Annotated in this window: 19 protein-coding genes; 5 read left to right on the top strand and 14 right to left on the bottom strand. The window is 45.9% G+C overall.

Annotated features, from left to right (window positions below; translation table 11 throughout):
* Positions 1 to 14: 14 nt before the first annotated feature.
* From flgK to L4D76_RS10350, 12 genes are all read right to left on the bottom strand, one after another.
* Positions 15 to 1,898, bottom strand: a complete 1,884-nt coding sequence (gene flgK, locus L4D76_RS10405; RefSeq protein ID WP_428440836.1) for a flagellar hook-associated protein FlgK — start codon at positions 1,896 to 1,898, stop codon at positions 15 to 17.
* Between the two features lie 400 nt (positions 1,899 to 2,298).
* A complete protein-coding gene (gene flgJ / locus L4D76_RS10400) occupies positions 2,299 to 3,258 on the bottom strand; it encodes a flagellar assembly peptidoglycan hydrolase FlgJ (RefSeq protein WP_428440835.1) in 960 nt (319 codons plus the stop codon).
* Positions 3,259 to 3,321: 63 nt separating this feature from the next.
* On the bottom strand, positions 3,322 to 4,377 hold the full coding sequence (locus L4D76_RS10395) for a flagellar basal body P-ring protein FlgI (protein WP_428440912.1): 1,056 nt from the start codon (positions 4,375 to 4,377) through the stop codon (positions 3,322 to 3,324).
* A gap of 141 nt (positions 4,378 to 4,518) precedes the next feature.
* A complete protein-coding gene (gene flgH / locus L4D76_RS10390) occupies positions 4,519 to 5,289 on the bottom strand; it encodes a flagellar basal body L-ring protein FlgH (RefSeq protein WP_428440834.1) in 771 nt (256 codons plus the stop codon).
* 17 nt (positions 5,290 to 5,306) lie between these two features.
* Positions 5,307 to 6,095 (bottom strand): flagellar basal-body rod protein FlgG, encoded by a 789-nt coding sequence (gene flgG, locus L4D76_RS10385; RefSeq protein ID WP_428440833.1) that lies wholly within the window; start codon positions 6,093 to 6,095, stop codon positions 5,307 to 5,309.
* Between the two features lie 20 nt (positions 6,096 to 6,115).
* Positions 6,116 to 6,865, bottom strand: coding sequence for a flagellar basal-body rod protein FlgF (gene flgF, locus L4D76_RS10380; protein WP_428440832.1), 750 nt, complete (start codon positions 6,863 to 6,865; stop codon positions 6,116 to 6,118).
* A gap of 247 nt (positions 6,866 to 7,112) precedes the next feature.
* Entirely contained in the window at positions 7,113 to 8,492 is a 1,380-nt protein-coding gene (flgE, locus tag L4D76_RS10375; RefSeq protein WP_428440831.1) for a flagellar hook protein FlgE, read from the bottom strand.
* A gap of 23 nt (positions 8,493 to 8,515) precedes the next feature.
* Positions 8,516 to 9,232, bottom strand: coding sequence for a flagellar hook assembly protein FlgD (gene flgD, locus L4D76_RS10370; RefSeq protein WP_428440830.1), 717 nt, complete (start codon positions 9,230 to 9,232; stop codon positions 8,516 to 8,518).
* A 19-nt stretch (positions 9,233 to 9,251) separates the two neighbouring features.
* On the bottom strand, positions 9,252 to 9,668 hold the full coding sequence (gene flgC, locus L4D76_RS10365; protein ID WP_428440829.1) for a flagellar basal body rod protein FlgC: 417 nt from the start codon (positions 9,666 to 9,668) through the stop codon (positions 9,252 to 9,254).
* A 3-nt stretch (positions 9,669 to 9,671) separates the two neighbouring features.
* A complete protein-coding gene (gene flgB / locus L4D76_RS10360) occupies positions 9,672 to 10,067 on the bottom strand; it encodes a flagellar basal body rod protein FlgB (RefSeq protein WP_428440828.1) in 396 nt (131 codons plus the stop codon).
* Between the two features lie 164 nt (positions 10,068 to 10,231).
* On the bottom strand, positions 10,232 to 11,062 hold the full coding sequence (locus L4D76_RS10355) for a protein-glutamate O-methyltransferase (protein WP_428440827.1): 831 nt from the start codon (positions 11,060 to 11,062) through the stop codon (positions 10,232 to 10,234).
* Between the two features lie 13 nt (positions 11,063 to 11,075).
* Positions 11,076 to 11,999, bottom strand: a complete 924-nt coding sequence (locus L4D76_RS10350; RefSeq protein WP_428440826.1) for a chemotaxis protein — start codon at positions 11,997 to 11,999, stop codon at positions 11,076 to 11,078.
* A 130-nt stretch (positions 12,000 to 12,129) separates the two neighbouring features.
* Here L4D76_RS10350 and flgA point away from each other — a divergent pair, with 130 nt between their 5' ends.
* From flgA to L4D76_RS10335, 3 genes are all read left to right on the top strand, one after another.
* Entirely contained in the window at positions 12,130 to 12,837 is a 708-nt protein-coding gene (flgA, locus tag L4D76_RS10345; RefSeq protein WP_428440825.1) for a flagellar basal body P-ring formation chaperone FlgA, read from the top strand.
* Positions 12,838 to 12,911: 74 nt separating this feature from the next.
* Positions 12,912 to 13,232 (top strand): flagellar biosynthesis anti-sigma factor FlgM, encoded by a 321-nt coding sequence (gene flgM / locus L4D76_RS10340; protein ID WP_428440824.1) that lies wholly within the window; start codon positions 12,912 to 12,914, stop codon positions 13,230 to 13,232.
* 56 nt (positions 13,233 to 13,288) lie between these two features.
* On the top strand, positions 13,289 to 13,717 hold the full coding sequence (locus tag L4D76_RS10335; RefSeq protein WP_428440823.1) for a flagella synthesis protein FlgN: 429 nt from the start codon (positions 13,289 to 13,291) through the stop codon (positions 13,715 to 13,717).
* 134 nt (positions 13,718 to 13,851) lie between these two features.
* Here the strand turns inward: L4D76_RS10335 and L4D76_RS10330 are convergent, their stop codons facing one another.
* Both L4D76_RS10330 and L4D76_RS10325 read right to left on the bottom strand, forming a co-directional pair.
* The gene (locus L4D76_RS10330) at positions 13,852 to 14,277 is read right to left on the bottom strand and encodes an LPP20 family lipoprotein (protein ID WP_428440822.1); all 426 of its coding nucleotides are present in this window, start codon (positions 14,275 to 14,277) and stop codon (positions 13,852 to 13,854) included.
* A gap of 8 nt (positions 14,278 to 14,285) precedes the next feature.
* Positions 14,286 to 14,921: a FlgO family outer membrane protein gene (locus L4D76_RS10325; protein WP_428440821.1), complete on the bottom strand. Its 636-nt coding sequence runs from the start codon at positions 14,919 to 14,921 to the stop codon at positions 14,286 to 14,288.
* A gap of 266 nt (positions 14,922 to 15,187) precedes the next feature.
* Between L4D76_RS10325 and L4D76_RS10320 the strand changes: the two genes are divergently transcribed.
* A complete protein-coding gene (locus L4D76_RS10320) occupies positions 15,188 to 16,324 on the top strand; it encodes a flagellar assembly protein FlgT (protein ID WP_428440820.1) in 1,137 nt (378 codons plus the stop codon).
* Positions 16,325 to 16,632: 308 nt separating this feature from the next.
* Entirely contained in the window at positions 16,633 to 18,228 is a 1,596-nt protein-coding gene (locus tag L4D76_RS10315; RefSeq protein WP_428440819.1) for a tyrosine-type recombinase/integrase, read from the top strand.
* Positions 18,229 to 18,261 lie beyond the last annotated feature (33 nt).

Raw genomic sequence — 18,261 nt, 5'->3', positions numbered from 1 at the left:
ACTTATGTAACTCCTTATCGCGACGCATTAAGCAGGGTTTCGAAGGTTTCGTTGGCCACCGTCATAATACGCGACGATGCCATATACGCTTGCTGGAACTTCATCATGTTGGCCGCTTCTTCATCCATGTTTACCCCTGAAATTTCTGCAACCCGGCTTTCAGCTGCATCTTTTTCAACTAATCCGACTTCCTTCAGACGTGCCGCCGAGGCCTTTTGCACCCCTATCTCGGTATTAAGCCCTTCATACACATCAATCACAGTCGAACGGCCGTTATCCATTAGTTTCTGTGACTGTAATCCCTGCATTTTTATCAGGTTACCGTTATCACCAGAGGCGGAATTCAGGTTAACCGCAAAGAGATCGCCCCCCATCGCACCTCCGGTTAAGGTGAAACTTGTCCCTCCCACGTTCACCTCTGTGGCCGGGGGGTAAGCTTGCGGGGCCTGCAAAATGTTGCCCTTCATATCTAATACGGCAAATTGGCTGGCATCCGGAGACACCGCTACCTGAAACTCATTCAGCGTACCTGCAGCCGTAATACCAAGATCAGCACTGCCATTCACTTTGGTGGCAGAGCTTAAATAACTTTGCGCCGCAAGCTGCGCAGGATCGCCTAAAGTCACCCGTATTTCACCCGCCGCATTTCGGGTCGGGCGTAACGAAATATGCTCGCCAGCCCCTATCGGTGCATCCATCTCTACCCGGAAACCATCCATCGAGAAAGCCGGTGGCGTACCGCTAGGGATCACGGTCTGGCGGGTGCCGTCAGGAGAAATCAGCGTGTGTTGACTGCCATCAAAGGTTAAATCGTATTCACCGATTTTTAAGGCATTAATATCTTCGATATAGACTTTTAAATCGGCACTTGAACCGGTCGGTATTCTTGCTCGGGCAGCTGCAGAGCCGGGATCATTGACATCATGAAACAGATTGGCACCCACCTGACCATTGAGATCCAGACCTTGCGATTGCAGTTCATTAACGGAATGAGCGAAGCCGATGGCAATCCGCCCCATCTCATCCATGCCCTGTGACAACGTTTCATCACGATACTGAAACAGTGCCGCCAGCTTGCCGCCGATATCATCATTGCGAATGGTTTTTAACGACTTACCTTCAACAATAGCCAACTGTGTTTGCTGTGGATCCGGCTTGCCGCTGACCATACGCAGCTCGCTCGATTCAGTCCCCGAGACCAGAGTATGACCGCTGCCAATCATAATATTGAAGACTTCATCGTTTTTACGGGTAACGGTTACTTTGGTGTACTGCGACAATTCATTGACCAGGTTTTGATGGCGATCCATCAAGTCATTATCTGCACCTGAAGCTGGTGTTTTCACTAAGGCTTTATGGATATCAACCAGCTCTTTTCCAATATCATTCACACGATCCAGGGTACGCGCCAAGACGTCATTAGCGACCGTTTTCTGCTGCGCCAATATTGTGTGGTTATCGTTTAGCCCGGCAGCAACCAATTTTGCCTTTTCAAGCACAACTTTGCGCGAACCCATATCATTCGGGCTGTCAGACAGGGCTTTTACCGCGTCGTACCATTGGTTCATGTCTTCAGGGATTTTCTTGGCGCTGTTTGCCAGCATATTATCTAAACGGCCTAACTGCCCTTCCCGCTCTGTCGCATAACTTAAGTTTGTCGTCGTCAAGTTTAGCTCATTGGTGGCAAATTGATCATAACCGCGGCGAACTTCTGCCGCATGCACACCGGTACCGTACTGACTACCGCCCCACCACGTGGGGTTATTGGTTTCCTGAACCACTGACTGGCGGCTATACCCTTCAGTATTAACATTGTTGATGTTATGGCTGGTCGTATTGAGCTGCCGCTGTGCAGTAAGCACACCTTGAGAGCCCAAACTGAGCAGATCAAACGCCATAACGCCTCCCGTTAATTACAAGGTTCAGTAAATCAAACAATTACCCATTGGAATGCAAAAATCATTCCAAAGTTTAAAACTATTTAATTGGTTGATTTTTATATGATTTGATTTGGTGGCGGTGGTTATTTATTGAACTGAGGCAAAGGGTTGCCGAAGAAAAGCAGTAACGAGTATCTAGAATAGAGTTCAGAGGAAGAGCAGAAACCGAGTAGCGAGGTAATTGAGGATTCTGTGGTCCTGTGGTCCTGTGGTCCTGTGGTCCTGTGGTCCTGTGGTCCTGTAAGCAGATTTCAGAAGCACTAAAGTCCTATCAAGCTTTTCGCTCTTTCCATAGGGTCTCAGGGCCATAGGTCCGCTCTTCTCCAGGAACTCGAAACCAGAATCTCGCCCCTGTTCTTTACTCCATCAAAGACTTCACTGTATTCATGACATTGATAACTTTGTCGGAATAGTTTGGATCGGTCGCGTAACCAGCCTGGTGCAAGTTCCGAATAAAATGGGTGGGTTCGGCAGGTTGTTCTAACGCTTTAGAATAACGCGGGTTATCGTTCAGAAAACGAACGTAATCATTGAAGCTGTCCTGATAATTATCATAGGAGCGAAACGCCGCTTTTTCTTGCACCGCAATACCCTGGTGGAATTCTAAGGTTTTGGTCGCCATTTTGTTACCTGACCAACGAGGATCAGCTTTGATATTAAACAGGTTATTACTGGATCCCGCCGCATTTTTAATGACTTTCTTTCCCCAGCCCGTTTCAAGCGCTGCCTGAGCAATGAGCACGGAAGGATCAGTTCCTATCGCACGGGCCGCTTTTTCGGCGTACGGGCGCATTTTGGTGACAAAGTCTTGTGGTGTATCAAATGATTGCTGTGGTTTTGCCGCTAGCATTGGCGGTTTCGCCATGTTCATGGTGCTGGCCTGCATAGCTTTTAATGCATCATCCGCCGCTTTATCTACCATCGCCTGATCCGGCTTTTTACCCTGCCCGTCGACAGGCAGGCGTAGTGGCGCATCATGCACCGCATTACGGATCACTTGATCTGACTCCTGAGCGTCTTCACCGCCCAGCTGCGCAACAATCATGTCGGCTAAACCCAGTGAACCCGTAGAGCTTAATTCACTGGCCATCTGCTCATCATGCATCTGCTCAAAGAACTTAGTGTTGCTACTGCTCATCAAATCAGATTCAAACGCTTCATTGGCCTGACGCATTGACTTAAACAACATCTGAGTAAAAATAGATTCAAACTGCTCTGCAGCAGCACGTAATGAGCCGGCCTCATCACCATTAATGCCTGCTCGTAATCTCTCTAAATTCGAAATGTCATGTACAAAGCCAATGTCAGGAGTCTTCATCGTTTCATTCTTTATCTGATTGCATTTAACTAGGGTCTGTTTGTCTTTTAACCGTTTTTTCTACTAAATAATAATGAGTTGGCCTTCAATGGCTCCCGCCTGCTTTAATGCCTGCAAGATAGCCATTAAATCTGAAGGAGCGGCACCAACCTGATTCACAGCACGTACCAGCTCGTCTAAAGTGACGCCCGGTTCAAACTTAAACATACGTGAATCTTCTTCTGTCACTTCAATATCAGAGTTAGGCACAACAACCGTTTCACCGCCGGAAAAGGCATTGGGCTGGCTAGCCTGATAGTTTTCTTTTATCGAAACGGTCATACCACCATGGGTAATCGCGGCCGGTTTCAGTTTCACGTGCTGGCCAACGACAATGGTGCCGGTACGTGAGTTAACAATAATTTTGGCAGCGCCATCAGCAGGATTGAACTCAAGATTTTCAATCGTTGATAAGAAAGCAACACGCTGGCTGACATCACGTGGAGCACGGACGCGTATCGATATCGCATCCACTGCGGCCGCCATTTGCGGGCCTAAAAACTGATTGATGGCATCAGACATGCGCTGCGCCGTTGTAAAATCGGATTCAAACAGGTTGAAGGTAAGAAAGTCACCACGGCCAAATGGGTTAGGGACTTCCTGTTCGACCATCGCACCATTAGAAATTCGCCCCACAGTCGGTATATTACCCACCACTTTCGAGCCATCGGCACCGGTTGCACTGAAACCACCAACCACCAGGCTGCCCTGTGCCACCGCATACACTTTGCCATCCAGACCTTTAAGGAAAGTTTGCAGCAAGGTACCACCACGTAAGCTTTTGGCAGAACCAATGGATGACACCGTAATATCAATAGACTGACCTTGCTTGGTAAAAGGCGGCAGTGTGGCATTTACCGCAACCGCAGCCACATTTTTGGTTTTTGGCTTGGTACCAGCAGGTAACTGAATACCAAAGTTTTGCAACATGGCGTTAAAGCTCTGATCGGTGAAAGGGGTCGTTTCACCCGTACCCGGCAAACCGACCACCAAGCCATACCCCACTAATTGGTTACTACGTACCCCGGCAACTTCTGACACATCTTTAATGCGTGCCGCCTGCAGTGGCAATGCCAACATCAGCACCAGACTGATGCAAAAAGTACGTAATTTCACTTTAGCGCTCCGCAATTCACTATCGAATAACTCATGGTTAAAAATAATTTTGTAGCGATTTTACTCGCAGCTAATTCAGTTAAGAACAAATAAGTGGAATGGCGACTAAAGGCTGACGTTAAAAAAGCGCGCCAACCACCCCTGCTCTTGGGTATCTTGTCTGTCACCAGTGCCTGAATACTGAATACGGGCATTTGAAATACGGGTTGAGGTAATGGTATTTTCCTGGCTGATATCATCCGAACGAATCGTACCACTGACACGAATATATTCATCGCCCGTATTGAGGGTTAACCACTTCTCACCTCGAACCATCAGGTTGCCATTCGCCAGCACATCAATCACTTCAACCGAAATAGAGCCCTTAATACTGTTGCTTTGATCGGCAGAGGTACTACCAGAAAACTTGTTGGCGTTAGCCACTTCATAAGAGAGATCTCGCTCGCCTATCGTTAATGGCTTACCACCTAAAACCAGAGGATCCATCGATAAATCCGTTGATTTATCAAGATCGGCACTGGCACTCTTTTTCGCCTGGGTTTTCTCTTCTAACAATACCGTGACGATATCACCAATACCGCGTGGTTTAGTGTCATCATACAGATCTTGTGCCTGTGCCAGGCTAAACAATGAACCCGTTGCCGTTGCATAGTGCTCGGGTTTAGGTTGCGGCCGAACCGTATTCCAGGCCGGATCGCCTGCCTGCGGATCTTCACGACGACGCAGCATATCAATCAAATCAGGACCTTGGTCGGTTGAACCTTCCACAGCATCAACCGATGTTGTCGCTTGGGCAACGTCGGACTCTTCCGGGATCTCCGGCATAATTTCACAACCGGAAAGCATGATCGCCAGACATACGATTAACTTATTCATGTTAATTTAGCTCCCAGTTACAGCTGCTGGTTCACGTAGCTCAGCATCTGATCAACGGTAGAAATCACTTTCGAGTTCATTTCATAGACCCGCTGCGCTTCAATCATGTTAACCAGCTCTTCGGTTACATTCACGTTTGATGTTTCCAGCATCGACTGACGGATCGCTCCCATTCCATCAAGACCCGGAACACCTTCCTGGGCATCACCGCTCGCCCCTGTCGGCAAGAACAGGTTCTGACCAATCGGTTCAAGGCCGCCAGGGTTAATGAAGTCAACCGTAGTGATTTGCCCTAAGACCTGATTCTCCTGCTGACCACGAATTCGGGCTGACACTTCACCATCATTACCGACTGTGACGCCCACTGCATCTTCAGGCACAACAATTTCAGGTTGCAGCACGTAACCGGATCCTGTTGTTACCAGCTGACCTTCGCCATTGATGGTGAACTGACCATTACGGGTATAACCCATATTGCCGTCAGGCAAGAGGATCTGAAAGAAGCCATCCCCTTCAATCATCATGTCCATGGCGTTATTGGTCGTTTGGGTATTACCCTGGGTAAAGACCTTTTGTGTTGCCACCACTTTCGAACCCGCCCCCAGCATCAGGCCAGTGGGTAATTGGGTATCCTGCGATGATTGACCGCCAGGCTGATTAATATTCTGGTAAAACAGATCTTCAAAGACCGCACGGCTTTTCTTAAAGCCCACGGTCGAGGCATTCGCCAGGTTATTTGAAATGGTCGAAATATTGGTTTGCTGGGCGTCAAGACCGGTTTTACTTACCCACAAAGCTGGATGCATATTCGTTTCCTTTTATCGGATTAGCCTAAACGCAGCAGGGAAGAAGACGCCTGGTCCATTTCTTCTGCGGTTTTCATTATCTTGACTTGCATTTCAAAATGACGCTGAAGATCAATCATACTGGTCATTTCCCCCACCGCATTAACATTGCTACCTTCCAACGCCCCTTTCAGTAGGGTGACACCCGCGTCAGCATCAAATACCTGAGCCGGTGTTTTCGATTTAAACAGACCACTGACGTCTTTATATAAATCACGGTTATCCGGGCGTACTAACTTCAACCGATCGACAATTTCCATCGCTTCCGGTGGTGCCCCCTGAGGTAATACCGAAATCGTACCGTCGTTGCCGACTTCAATTTTGCTGATTGGGAGAGGGATAAAGATCGGACCGCCATTTTCACCCAGCATCAGATTACCGTTGCTGTTTTGCAGCATGCCGGTTTGATCGATTTTCAGGTGGCCGGCACGGGTATAGGCTTCCTGACCAGAGGCATCCAATACCGCAAGCCAACCGTCACCTTCAACGGTCACATCAAGATCGCGCCCGGTCGTCATAACGGAGCCTTGTGAAAAATCTTGTCCGGGACGTTCTGTCATCGCAAAGACCCGAGATGGCAAACCTTCGCCGTATGCCTGCATACTGCGCGCTTGCTCGAGATCAGCTCGAAAACCCGTTGTTCTCACGTTGGCAAGGTTGTTGGCATGTAACTGCATACCATACATGTCTTGCTTGGCACCACTCATGGCTAAATACAGCGCACGATCCATTATTGCTCTCCCATCTCAATCTAATGGTATTAAGCAATAACTATGCCAATGATATAAATTGCATATTAATCAATGCGTTGTGAATTTACAGGCGTGAAGAGGAAATATGAAAAGACAATTTTATGGCGGATAAGAACAAAATTTGCCGCCTGATGGCCAGGCGGCAACTGTTATTTATGGTGCTAGGGCCTTTTTATCTTTCAGCATAATTACTGCAATGTTGAAAGATAAACAGGCCCTCTAATCGTTATCGAATTTGCAGGATAGTCTGCTGTAGCTGGTTGTCCACTTCCAGGGCACGGGAGTTGGCCTGGAAGTTACGCTGAGCGGTAATAAGATCAACCAGCTCCTGAGTCATATCGATATTAGACTGTTCCAGCGTGCCACTTTTCACTGCACCGAATGCGCCCTGACTGGCTTCACCCCAGATAGGCGCGCCAGAGCCCTGGCTTGTTACCCACTGAGTTCCGCCTTTAGATACCAGCCCCTGCTCGTTAGCGACGCGTACCATACCCACTCGGCCCAATGTCACGTTTTCACCATTACTGTAAGTGCCAACGATAGAGCCTTTGGCATCAATATCCACCTTGGCCAGATAACCTGTGGTCGCACCATCTTCGCTGAAACGACGCATTTCAAACGGGGCAGCATACTGAGTTGGTCCATCAAAATTGATATTTAAGGTCTGGGTATCATCCGCACCATTCAGCTCGAGCCCCGCCCCGCCTTCACCTTTACCCAGGCTCTGGGTCACAATTTTCTGGCCATTATTAATAGACTTCACAGATCCATCGGTACTAAACTCAAGATAGGTACCAACATGGCCACTACTATCAGGTGCATCTGCTGCGCCTGTTGCTACTTCACCATCACCTTCTGGTGTCGTATTAACACTAACTTTTTTCTCACCGGTGGCATCCGTTACCGTATAGAAAGCAGCCCAGCGGTTTGGAACACTATTCGTTGCTCCCTCAGCATCAGTAGCACCAGCATCTTTCACGTAATAGGTCGTCATTTTATATGGCTGACCGAGTGAATCATACATTGTCACAGATGTTGATTTGTTATAGGTATCTGAATCGTTAAAATCAAATTTCTGTGCATCTTTGGCTTCAGCTGCGGCAGGTAAATTAACACCAATATCGATGTTTTTAGAAGATCGAGGCTGACCAAACTGATCAGGAACCTTCAGCGCCTGTGATTCATAAGACATTACCTGATCCGTTTCCTGATCAACCCCGTAACCTAGCAGATACTGACCTTCGGAGTTAACGATTTGGTTCTCTTTATTCAGGTGAAACGCACCATTACGTGTCAGGCTATTATTCTGAGGTTGTAGCTTATCATCAGCCACAGCAAAGAAACCGCTACCAGAGATACGGAGATCCATCGGGTTGTTAGTGTAAACACTCGAACCTTCATGGAATTGCTGTGCGACAACAGACGTTTGCACACCACCACCGGTCGTGGTTTTCGCATTTGAAAAGATTGAGCTAGAGTACACATCACCAAATTCAGCACGTGACTCTTTAAATCCGTAGGTATTAGAGTTAGCAATGTTGTTACTTGTGGTGTTCAGATCTTTCTGTGACGCACCAATACCACTCAATGAAATATTAAATCCCATGTTCTGAATCTCCTAATACCTGTTTAGACCTTGCCGACTTCTAACACTTCAGCAAGTTTAAATGGCGAGTCAAAGCCCGCGAGGTTAAGCATGACATTGCCGTCACCATTACCAAGCAACACACTGTTGACATTCGCGTAGGTAGACACATCAAATTCTTGGTTTTTACCGTTAACTAAACCAGCCACTTTCAACTTATAGCGGCCTTCCGGCAACTGATTGCCCTTTTCATCGGTGCCATCCCATTCAAGACGATGTTCGCCGGGAGGCTTAGCACCAAGATCAAACGATTTAATCAACTGACCCTGTTCATTTTCAACGCGTACCAGCGTGTTATTAAGCGCTTGAGGCAACTTAACCATGCCGGTAATACCACCGTCAGCTTGTTTCACGCCGGTGGTACTTGGGATCAATACATCACGCCCGACCAATGAAGACGCTTGCAGCGCCTGATTTGACGTCATGGCAGAGTTTAAGCTGCCAAACTGTTCATTCATCTGGGTGATCCCGTCTACCGTGGCAAACGATGCCATCTGGGCGATCATCTGATCATTACCCACCGGTTTAAACGGATCTTGCTGGGCAAGCTGCTTTGTCAGTAACGACAGAAAGTCTTCTTGTTTGAGCTCGTTCTGACCCGTTACTTTTGATTGCGATTCTTGCAGCTTTTTCTCTTGCATCCCCTTGAGTTGATCAAGGTAGGACAAGTTGCTTTGACCTGTGCCTGTAATACCGGTCATAACCGTGACTCCTTAACCCTTATTTACCCATCTGCAGTGTACTCATCAGCATCTGCTTGCTTGCATCTGCGACTTGGACATTGCTCTGATAGGAACGAGACGCCGAAATCATGTTGGCCATTTCTTCCATCACGTTGACGTTAGGTTTGTAAATATAACCTTCCGCATTCGCCATCGGATGTTGCGGGTTATATTCCGCACTAAGTGGTTTCTGGCTTTCAACAATACCTAAGACCTGCACCGGTACACTTTCCTGGCGCTGAGCACCTGCATTTTGCAGGGCGGCGGCAAAGATCGGGTGACGCGCTTTATAGGTTTCTTCCGCTGAGCTACTGACGCTATTAGCGTTAGCAAGGTTACTTGAAGTCGTATTCAGACGAACTGACTCTGCGCTCATGGCAGATCCTGTCACATTGAAAATATTAAACAGGCTCATCGATTACTCCCCCCTCAGTGCCTTGCTCAGATTCTGGAATTTAGAACCTAAAAAATCCAGTGATGCCTGATATTCCAGCGAATTTTGCATAAACAGATTTTGTTCTAATTGCATATCAACCGTATTACCGTCACCAGTATCAGGCTGGGTCGGAACACGGTACATCTGCTCACCCATAATTTTTGTAGAGGCAGAGATATGCCGCCCGTCGGTTCGGCTCAGGCCAATGTTTGCCCCTGATGTTGCCGCTTTTAATGCGCGCTCAAAGTTCATATCTTTTGCTTTATACCCGGGGGTATTAGCATTAGCTATGTTGCTCGCCAAGGTTTCAGCACGCTTACCGCGTACGCCAACCGTATGCTGATGAACACCTAGCGCTTTATCAAAAGAAATGGACATACTCGCCTCCACAATAACTTGATATATGTAAAGCAATTACAGTGCCAAGTTTTAATTTTGAGAGAGATGGCCGGGTTTCGAGTAGAGAGTAGAGAGTAGAGAGTAGAGAGTTTCGAGGCGCTAATTGGCTCTTTCCAGAACTTATTACCTCGAAACTCGAATTGTTACTTCAACTTATAGATGATCCCCGGATTACAGCGGATCATCTCAAATTTATCCGTTAGCCCCGTCAGCGATTCAGACGCCCCTAAGAATAAATACCCGCCTGGGTTTAAACTGGCGGCCATTTGGTTAAGCACCTTAGCTTTCATCTCAGGAGAGAAATAAATCAATACGTTACGGCAGAAAATAATATCAAACTTACCCAGTAACGCATAGCTATCCTTTAAGTTTTGCGGACGGAAGCTGACCATGCGTTTCACTTTGTCATTTACCCGCATGCGACCATCACCATTATCTTCAAAGAAAATACGGCGACGCTCTGGTGACAGGCCTCGACTCAGGGCCAGATTGTCATAAGCACCAGCACGACAGGTATCTAACATGGTTTGGGAAATATCTGTCGCAGTGATCTGCACCCCTGTCGGCAACATTCCCGGACGACGGTTCTGAGTTTCCAGTGTTGTCATCGCAATGGAATAGGGTTCCTGGCCTGAAGAGCTCGCCGATGACCAAATCTTGATCGGACGCTTATTAGCTGCTAGTTCAGGCAAAATTTTGTCGGCCAGAACAGTGTATGGGTAGGAATCCCTGAACCATAAAGTTTCATTGGTTGTCATTGCATCAACAGCGGCGACACGCAGCTCTCGATTTCGACCACTGATCACTACTTGCAGTAATTCAGATAGAGATGATAGCGAAAATCGGCTGACTAATGGACTCAGGCGGCTACGCACTAAGTACTGTTTACTATCGCCAAGTACAATACCGCATTGAGCTTCTAAAAAACGGCAGAAATCTCGGTACTCTTGGTCCTTTATTGTTATAGCTGTCATCTACTACTCTTTGTCAGGATTTTTTAGGCATCGCAGCTTTAACAGCAGCCCCCAGCTCATCTGGGTTAAATTTAGGAATAAATGCGTTTGCACCGACACGCTCAACCATTGCCTGGTTAAATACTCCACTCAAGGATGTGTGCAGGATAACATGTAAATCTTTTAAGTTGGCACTGTTACGTATTTCAGCCGTCAGTGTATAACCGTCCATTTCCGGCATCTCAATATCTGAAATCACCAGAGCAAGCTGATCATAGATACTGCCTTCCTTCGCCATCTCCCTCAGTTTGTCGATAGCTTCTCTACCATCTTTCACTAAGACACACTCACAGCCAATTGCTTCAATCGCTCGCTGCACCTGCTTACGGGCCACACTGGAATCATCGGCAACCAAGACACGGCGGACCTCGGGTAAATCATTGACTAACTCTTCAAGCACAGTACCGGTAATATCGGTATTTACTGGTGAGATTTCATCAAGAATTTTTTCTACATCCAGAATTTCAACCAGTTCGTCATCAATCTCGGTTACCGCTGTCAGGTAGTTTGCTTTACCAGCCCCTTTGGGTGGCGGTAAAATCGACTCCCAGTTCATGTTGACAATACGCTCAACAGAAGAGACTAAGAAGCCCTGAATAGAACGGTTGAACTCAGAAATAATAACAAAACAGTTATCAAGATCCTCAATCGGGCGACCACCTGTCGCCAGACTCATATCAATCACAGAGATCGTCTGACCACGAATGTGCGCAATCCCTTTCACCAATGGATGCAAATTTGGTATGGATGTCAATTTCGGGCACGGGAGTACCTCTTTCACCTTGAATACGTTTATTCCATAGCGCTGACGTCTGTTAAGCTTGAATGTCAGAAGTTCCAGACGATTTTGACCAACAAGTTGGGTGCGCTGATTCACCGAATCAAGTATCCCCGTCATAAGGTGACTCCATTTTATGTATTTTTTATATTTGGGAAAGTGAAGACAAGAAATCTCATCTGTAATCACATACTATGAGCATTAAGACTAACAATTGTAGCCCCATAGACTGTTAATAAAGAGTAAAATCGTGACCCAAAGAACACATTTAAAACTCTTCACACTGATCTTCGGCCTGTTACCGATTTTCTTTAGCGCTATTATTTTCGCAGCACCGCAAACTGTACTTGATACGGTACGAAGTGCTGCAAAAGAGCATGTCGCACAAATCATTCAAGTACCGGCAAAGGGACAGCTCAACATTAACGCTTCGCCATTAGACTCCCGGCTAAGACTATCACAATGCTCTGCCCCACTGGAAAGCTCTATTCCAGGTAAGCAATCGCTCTCTGGTAATGTCACGGTATTAATCCGTTGCTCTCCGGAAGGCTGGCAAGTTTATGTCCCTGTTAAAGTACAACTATTACTGCCACGGGTTGTTGCCGCCAAACCGCTTGCACGCGGTACTTTACTCACCGCCTCACATTTGAGCATTAAGCTGGTTGAAAGCCGCTTTCAGCGCGGGATCGTGTTTGAGCATCCATCTGAAATTATTGGTTCAACAGTAAAACGTACCGTTAACATGGGCGAAGCGGTGCAAGGAGGAGATATCTGTCTGGTTTGCCGAAACGACTCTGTGATGATTAAAGCAAGTGGTGGCGGGTTAAATATAGTGACCAAGGGTACCGCTTTAACGGATGGATCGCTGGGTGAACAAGTCAGGGTACAAAATAGCCAATCGAAACGTATCATTGATGGTATTATTACCGGCGTTGGTGAAGTAACCGTAAATTTTTAAAAAAATGCTAAAGTTATTATACCAGCCAGCCGATAGCATGGCTGTCTCTAGTTTATTGTTCAAAGGCTAAATTTATGGCAAGTATTGATCAACTACGCTCCGGTCAGCCAATGACAACGGCACGCAGTAATCAGAACAATGTGTCAAACTCATCATCAGGAGCTTCAGGGGCTAAACCTTCTGTGGCACCGCGAGGGCAGCATGACGCCGTGTCGTTAAGTTCGCAAGGTAAAGCGGTTGGGCAGATCCACCAGCAGCTTGCTGCTGAGCCAAGTTTCGACAGTGCAAAAGTCTCGGCAATTAAAGAAGCGATTGCTAGCGGTGCTTATGTTGTTGATGCTGACAAACTGGCATCTAACATGATGAAATTTGAAGATGAGCTGCGTGGGCTGTAAATCCGCCCATCGCTCTCTTTTTCATTTGTTTGCCGACTGTAATCAGCGAGAACGTAATGTCCCAGAGCATAGAGCAATTACTAGAACTTCAGTACGCGACTTTAATCTCGCTCTCACGTCTGCTCGAACAAGAGAAAGGTGCCATTGTTAACCGCCAGTCAGTTGAAATTGATCGTCTGGCCAAAGACAAACTCGCACTGATTAATCAGATCCAACAGCAAGATCACCTCATTGCCAGCCACACTCATCGTCAACAATTAGTTGATAATCCAGAGCTTGTACAAAAAGTCGATCAAATAAAAGTGATTGTGACACGCTGCAAAGAATGTAATACCGTCAATGGTGAGGCGCTGCAGCGCGCGCAACTCAGCTTCCACAAACTCAATAACTTATTTCAGCAAAGCCGTGGCAAGCAGCAGATGACCTACAACAGTGAAGGGGTTGCACAGAATATCCGCTCTTTAGGGACGAATATAAAAGCATAGGTGCTAGGTACTAGGTACTAGGTACTCGATACTAGGTACTAGGTAGCACAAGACATCACTTCTTAGTCAAAATAATGCCTTTTCTTTTCCTAGTTCCTCGAAGACTCGACTCTTTCTCTACTCTATTCTATAACTTAAAACATCGTCTCTTGATTAGACGGCACATGGAACACTTCGCCATGCTGCTGCATCTTCTCCATTTTACGCAAATCTAATTGCATTTCAGTCACATAGCTATCCCCTACCGGATAACTGCTAATGACCTCTGCGCCACGAATAATACCATCAACGGCACCATCCGTACTTTCAATGCCCAGCTGCTGATCATCCATTTCCGCACGTGCACTGATCCGCATGCCATAAACCTGTTCAGTCAGTTCACGGTAGGCATCGATTTTAGACGCACGCATCGCACGAATACGCTTTTCTTCATTAGTACGTCCTCGCTGCTCACTGATCGTTGCATATCCAACAGCGGTGATTTTTTCATCACTGCGCATTTCGGTTAAAGGCTGACAACCCGCTAACAGTAAAAAAATCACCATCATCCAGCAACGCATAACAACTCCTAAGGCTTCAGAACTACAGTATTACGATCAAATTGTGCGGTTTCAGAACGGATAATAACACCATTTTGGATTCGCATTTTATTCAAGGAGTCGAGATCACGTCCAATACGATCTGCTGGCAGAAAACCCTGTGCAGAAGCAATCACTACACGAGAACGCATACCTATAATACGGGCATTGACCAGAACACCAGCGCCCTGGCGCAACATGGTGCCGGTTAAGACATAGTCAACAGGCTGCTGAGCGGCAAGCTCTTTCCAGTTACGACTAATAGAAAAATCACCATCCGGCGTCACTTTTATCGCCCCTGTCGCTTTATAATCAACAACCGTGTATCCACGTTGCTGCATCTGAAACATAAAGCTTTCCGTCACCGAATTACCCAGCCAGTTTGTTTCCGTCATCTCTTGCAGATCAACAAATGAAGTCACGGCCAGCGGTGTTTTTGCTGTCAGGTACTGGTTCGAATTGATCAGCTGTTCGGTTAACCCTTCAACAAAGAAGTCCATCGTGTGGCGAGGGGTTTCCGTTAACAAAAAAGCACTCCCCGTATACGGTTCTTTACCATTGTAAATCGGAGAGTAGGTACATGATACCGTCATCAGTGACAGCAGCAAGGCTATCCATTTTTTCATTCTAACTGGCTCCGGATGAAAAAAGACTTGTAGCCTGTTATCGTTCGTTGAAAGAAAAACTTTATCCATAATTTCACTATTACCATAGAAAATGCTTTTAGGAACACTCTTTGCATACGCTCTTTGCACACTAGCAGTGTTGTCATGTTCAACAATTCACTTAAAATAGTCAGGCAAGCATGAACACTAACTTGATATAGGAAACGGCAAGTTTTATCTTCTGCTAATCGCTTTACAAGCAAATTCCATACCTAAGTTGAGACAATATGAAAAGAAACATAATAAGATGCTTAAGTAGCTTGTGTTTAATCGCATCGTTCTGCGTGAATGCTGCTTGGCTTGAGGTCACCGGTCAAGCCGCTATGCTTGAAAGTGAGAGTACGGCCCGAACCAACGCCCTTGAAGACGCCGTCTATCAGGCCATGTTGTATTCCGGCGCTGATATATCAAGCTTCTCTCATATCAAACCATATCTGGCGTCAGAGCGTGAAGAATATCAGTTCAGTGGTAATGAAGTTCGTCATGTCATGGTGTTAAAAACCCGGAAAAAAAGCGGCAATTTTTACATGACCGCGCGTATTGATATCTACCCATCGGCAAATACTTGCCACAAAATCCAATATAAAAAAGGACTGCTGCTCGGTCAGTTCGACATTGTTTCACCTCAACATGCCGCTATGGGGGGGATTTACCAGCTGGGTGACAACTTCACCGCAATGCTTAAACGTCAGATTGAAAGAAAATCGCAGAGCTTTGTTGTCTCTGGTATCACTCGAGTGCCGATTCGGCCTGAGCAGCCTGGCGCGATGACCATGCTCGCTGAAGACAATGATGCCCAGTACATTGTCAATGGCCAAATTACCGATCTCACCTCAACATTAGATCAGAAGCTAATAAGAAGTGATCAGGTAAACCGACAATTTGCGCTAACAGTACAAGTGATGGACGGCAAAACCGGAGAACAACTCTTTCAGAATAATTATCGGGAAGTTGCCGAGTGGCCTTTTTCACGAGTAAGCCAGGTTGATACCAAAAGTGCGCGATTCTGGCAATCCAGTTACGGCCAGGCTGTACAGCGAATTAGCCGTAACGTAATGCTAGATTTAGAATCATCGCTGTCTTGCCGTACCAGCTTACCGGAAGTGGTGAATGTTCATGGTAATACCGTACAAATAAATGTGGGCCGTATTCATGGGGTAACCCGAGGGGATCAGTTACAGCTTTGGCATAGCGCGGGCTTTATTGATCAAATGGGGATCCCGCGTAACCGTATGGTTCAGACAGAAATCACCTTGACCGTAGAACGTGTCTACGAGAAATCAACAGAGTTGTCAGTTAACCAGGCCGATCTGGCCAGCAGTATTCAACCTGGTGATTTACTGACCAAGCAAATACTCCGTTAGCAGTAATTACTTAAAATCAGAGAGAATTTAGGTATAATGGCCTTCAAGCACTTAGCTTGAAGGCTCCCTTAGCTCAGCTGGATAGAGCGTCCCCCTCCTAAGGGGCTGCTTTTTGATTAAATTACAATCGCAATATTTATCGCTAATTATAATTATTATCTAAAACCCCTTATAATCAACCAATTAAGGTCAATAATCACTACAGCCTACCTTGCATTATTCATTCACGTTAATAATGTAACACCCTTAAAAAATGCTATGGTAAATGCTATAGTGCTACACAAAGTGCTATAGGGAAAGTAGGATTGATGAGTCGTAACGGTGTAAATAAAGCGGATTTTGAGCTAAAAAGGTATGTGAAAGATAGCCATCTATTGCATCCTAAAAAACAGACTTCGTTCCACTTTAAAGATGGGCTTATCAAGAAGCTGCCATTAATCAAAGACGGCAGTAAAGATCTGTACGACCTCACCAACAACGTCAAAAAATTTAGTCTTGTACTTAGAGTCAGTAAGACTGCAAAAACTTTCTACATTAAGCCAGCACAGCGCACTATGATAAAACTTGGTCGTTGGCAAGAACCCAATGCTAACACTCATATCAAACCCGATGCTGGTTACATGACTGTTTCAGGTGCTCGTGCCGCTTTTAAGAAACAAGTAAAAGAATTACTAGCTGAAGAACAGTTAACACCTGAGACGTTAGGTATCAGGGAGTGGTCGATTGAAGATTACTTAGGTAAGCAATACACCAAAGACAGAACCAAATACAAAATCAAAAATGGCTCTATCCGCCCTATCTCGCCTAAATCACTCAATGCCATCAAACGTGATATCAAACCACTACTCAGTCAAAAACTAAAAGATGCTAATAAAAGTTGGTTAGAAACCTTGGCGGAACACTGGATGAAGGAAGTGGTGAACCCCACTAATGATGTTATAACTGTTAGATGCCTCGACACCAATCGCAAAGCCTACACACAAATTAATGCAATGTTGAATATTTGGGTGGGCGCTGGTTATATAAGAAAAAATCCGATTGATGGTGAAATTGCTCGCTTTAAAGATGAGCATGCCGACCAACGCGAAGTAATCACATTCGATAGCCTTGCTATCGAAAATACTTTGCGCTATCTATGGCAAGATGACGTACTTGGATCAAAGGCGGCAAAGCTTGTCCTTGCCACCATGATAGTGGCTGGCGTTCGTAACTCAGAAGCTTATCGAAACATTAAAGATAACTTTCGTATAACTGATCGTGTCATCTTCATTCCATCGCGGATTAGCGGCAAAACACGTAAAAGCCGAACGATTCCAATTGAATCTGATTACTACTGGCAGATGATAAGTGAATACCTTGTATCTGATGAATATTTCGAAAATGATCATAGCCATATGTTTCCATCTCGAAAAGGCTCAAAGACAGGCCATATAACCGAGGGAGCCACACGCAAACCTTGGCATGATCTTAAGGATTATTTTAAGCTCCCCGCAGAATCTCGCCCTTACGATTTTCGCCATACCTTTGCATCTAACATTGCTAAGACAGAGGGAATTGAAGTCACATCAAAGCTACTAGGTGACAACCCAGATACGGTAATGAGGTACTACATAAAGCACGATACTGAAAGTGTGCGCCCTGCCCTACGAAAGATGCAGAACAATAATAGCCACAGGCGAAATGAACAGAGCAACAACCAAGAGCATGATCCGATAGTGGCTGTATCTGAAAATGATATGCCAAATGAAGTGAAGCGGTACTTCAAGGCCTTTATAAATGGGTTAGAGATACCTGAGCAAGGAAAAATTTACCATAGCCAATGGAAGAAATTTGTTGATGCCGTTAGGAGGTTGAACAAATATAAGAAAATGGAAGATATTAATAATTGGTTATGGTTTCAATAGAATTGAAGCACCTAATAATTTCATTAAAAACAC

It is taken from the genome of Photobacterium sagamiensis (assembly GCF_050337085.1).
In the GTDB taxonomy this organism is placed as follows: Bacteria; Pseudomonadota; Gammaproteobacteria; order Enterobacterales; family Vibrionaceae; genus Photobacterium; species Photobacterium sagamiensis.
This window is presented reverse-complemented; position numbering and strand designations above follow the sequence as displayed.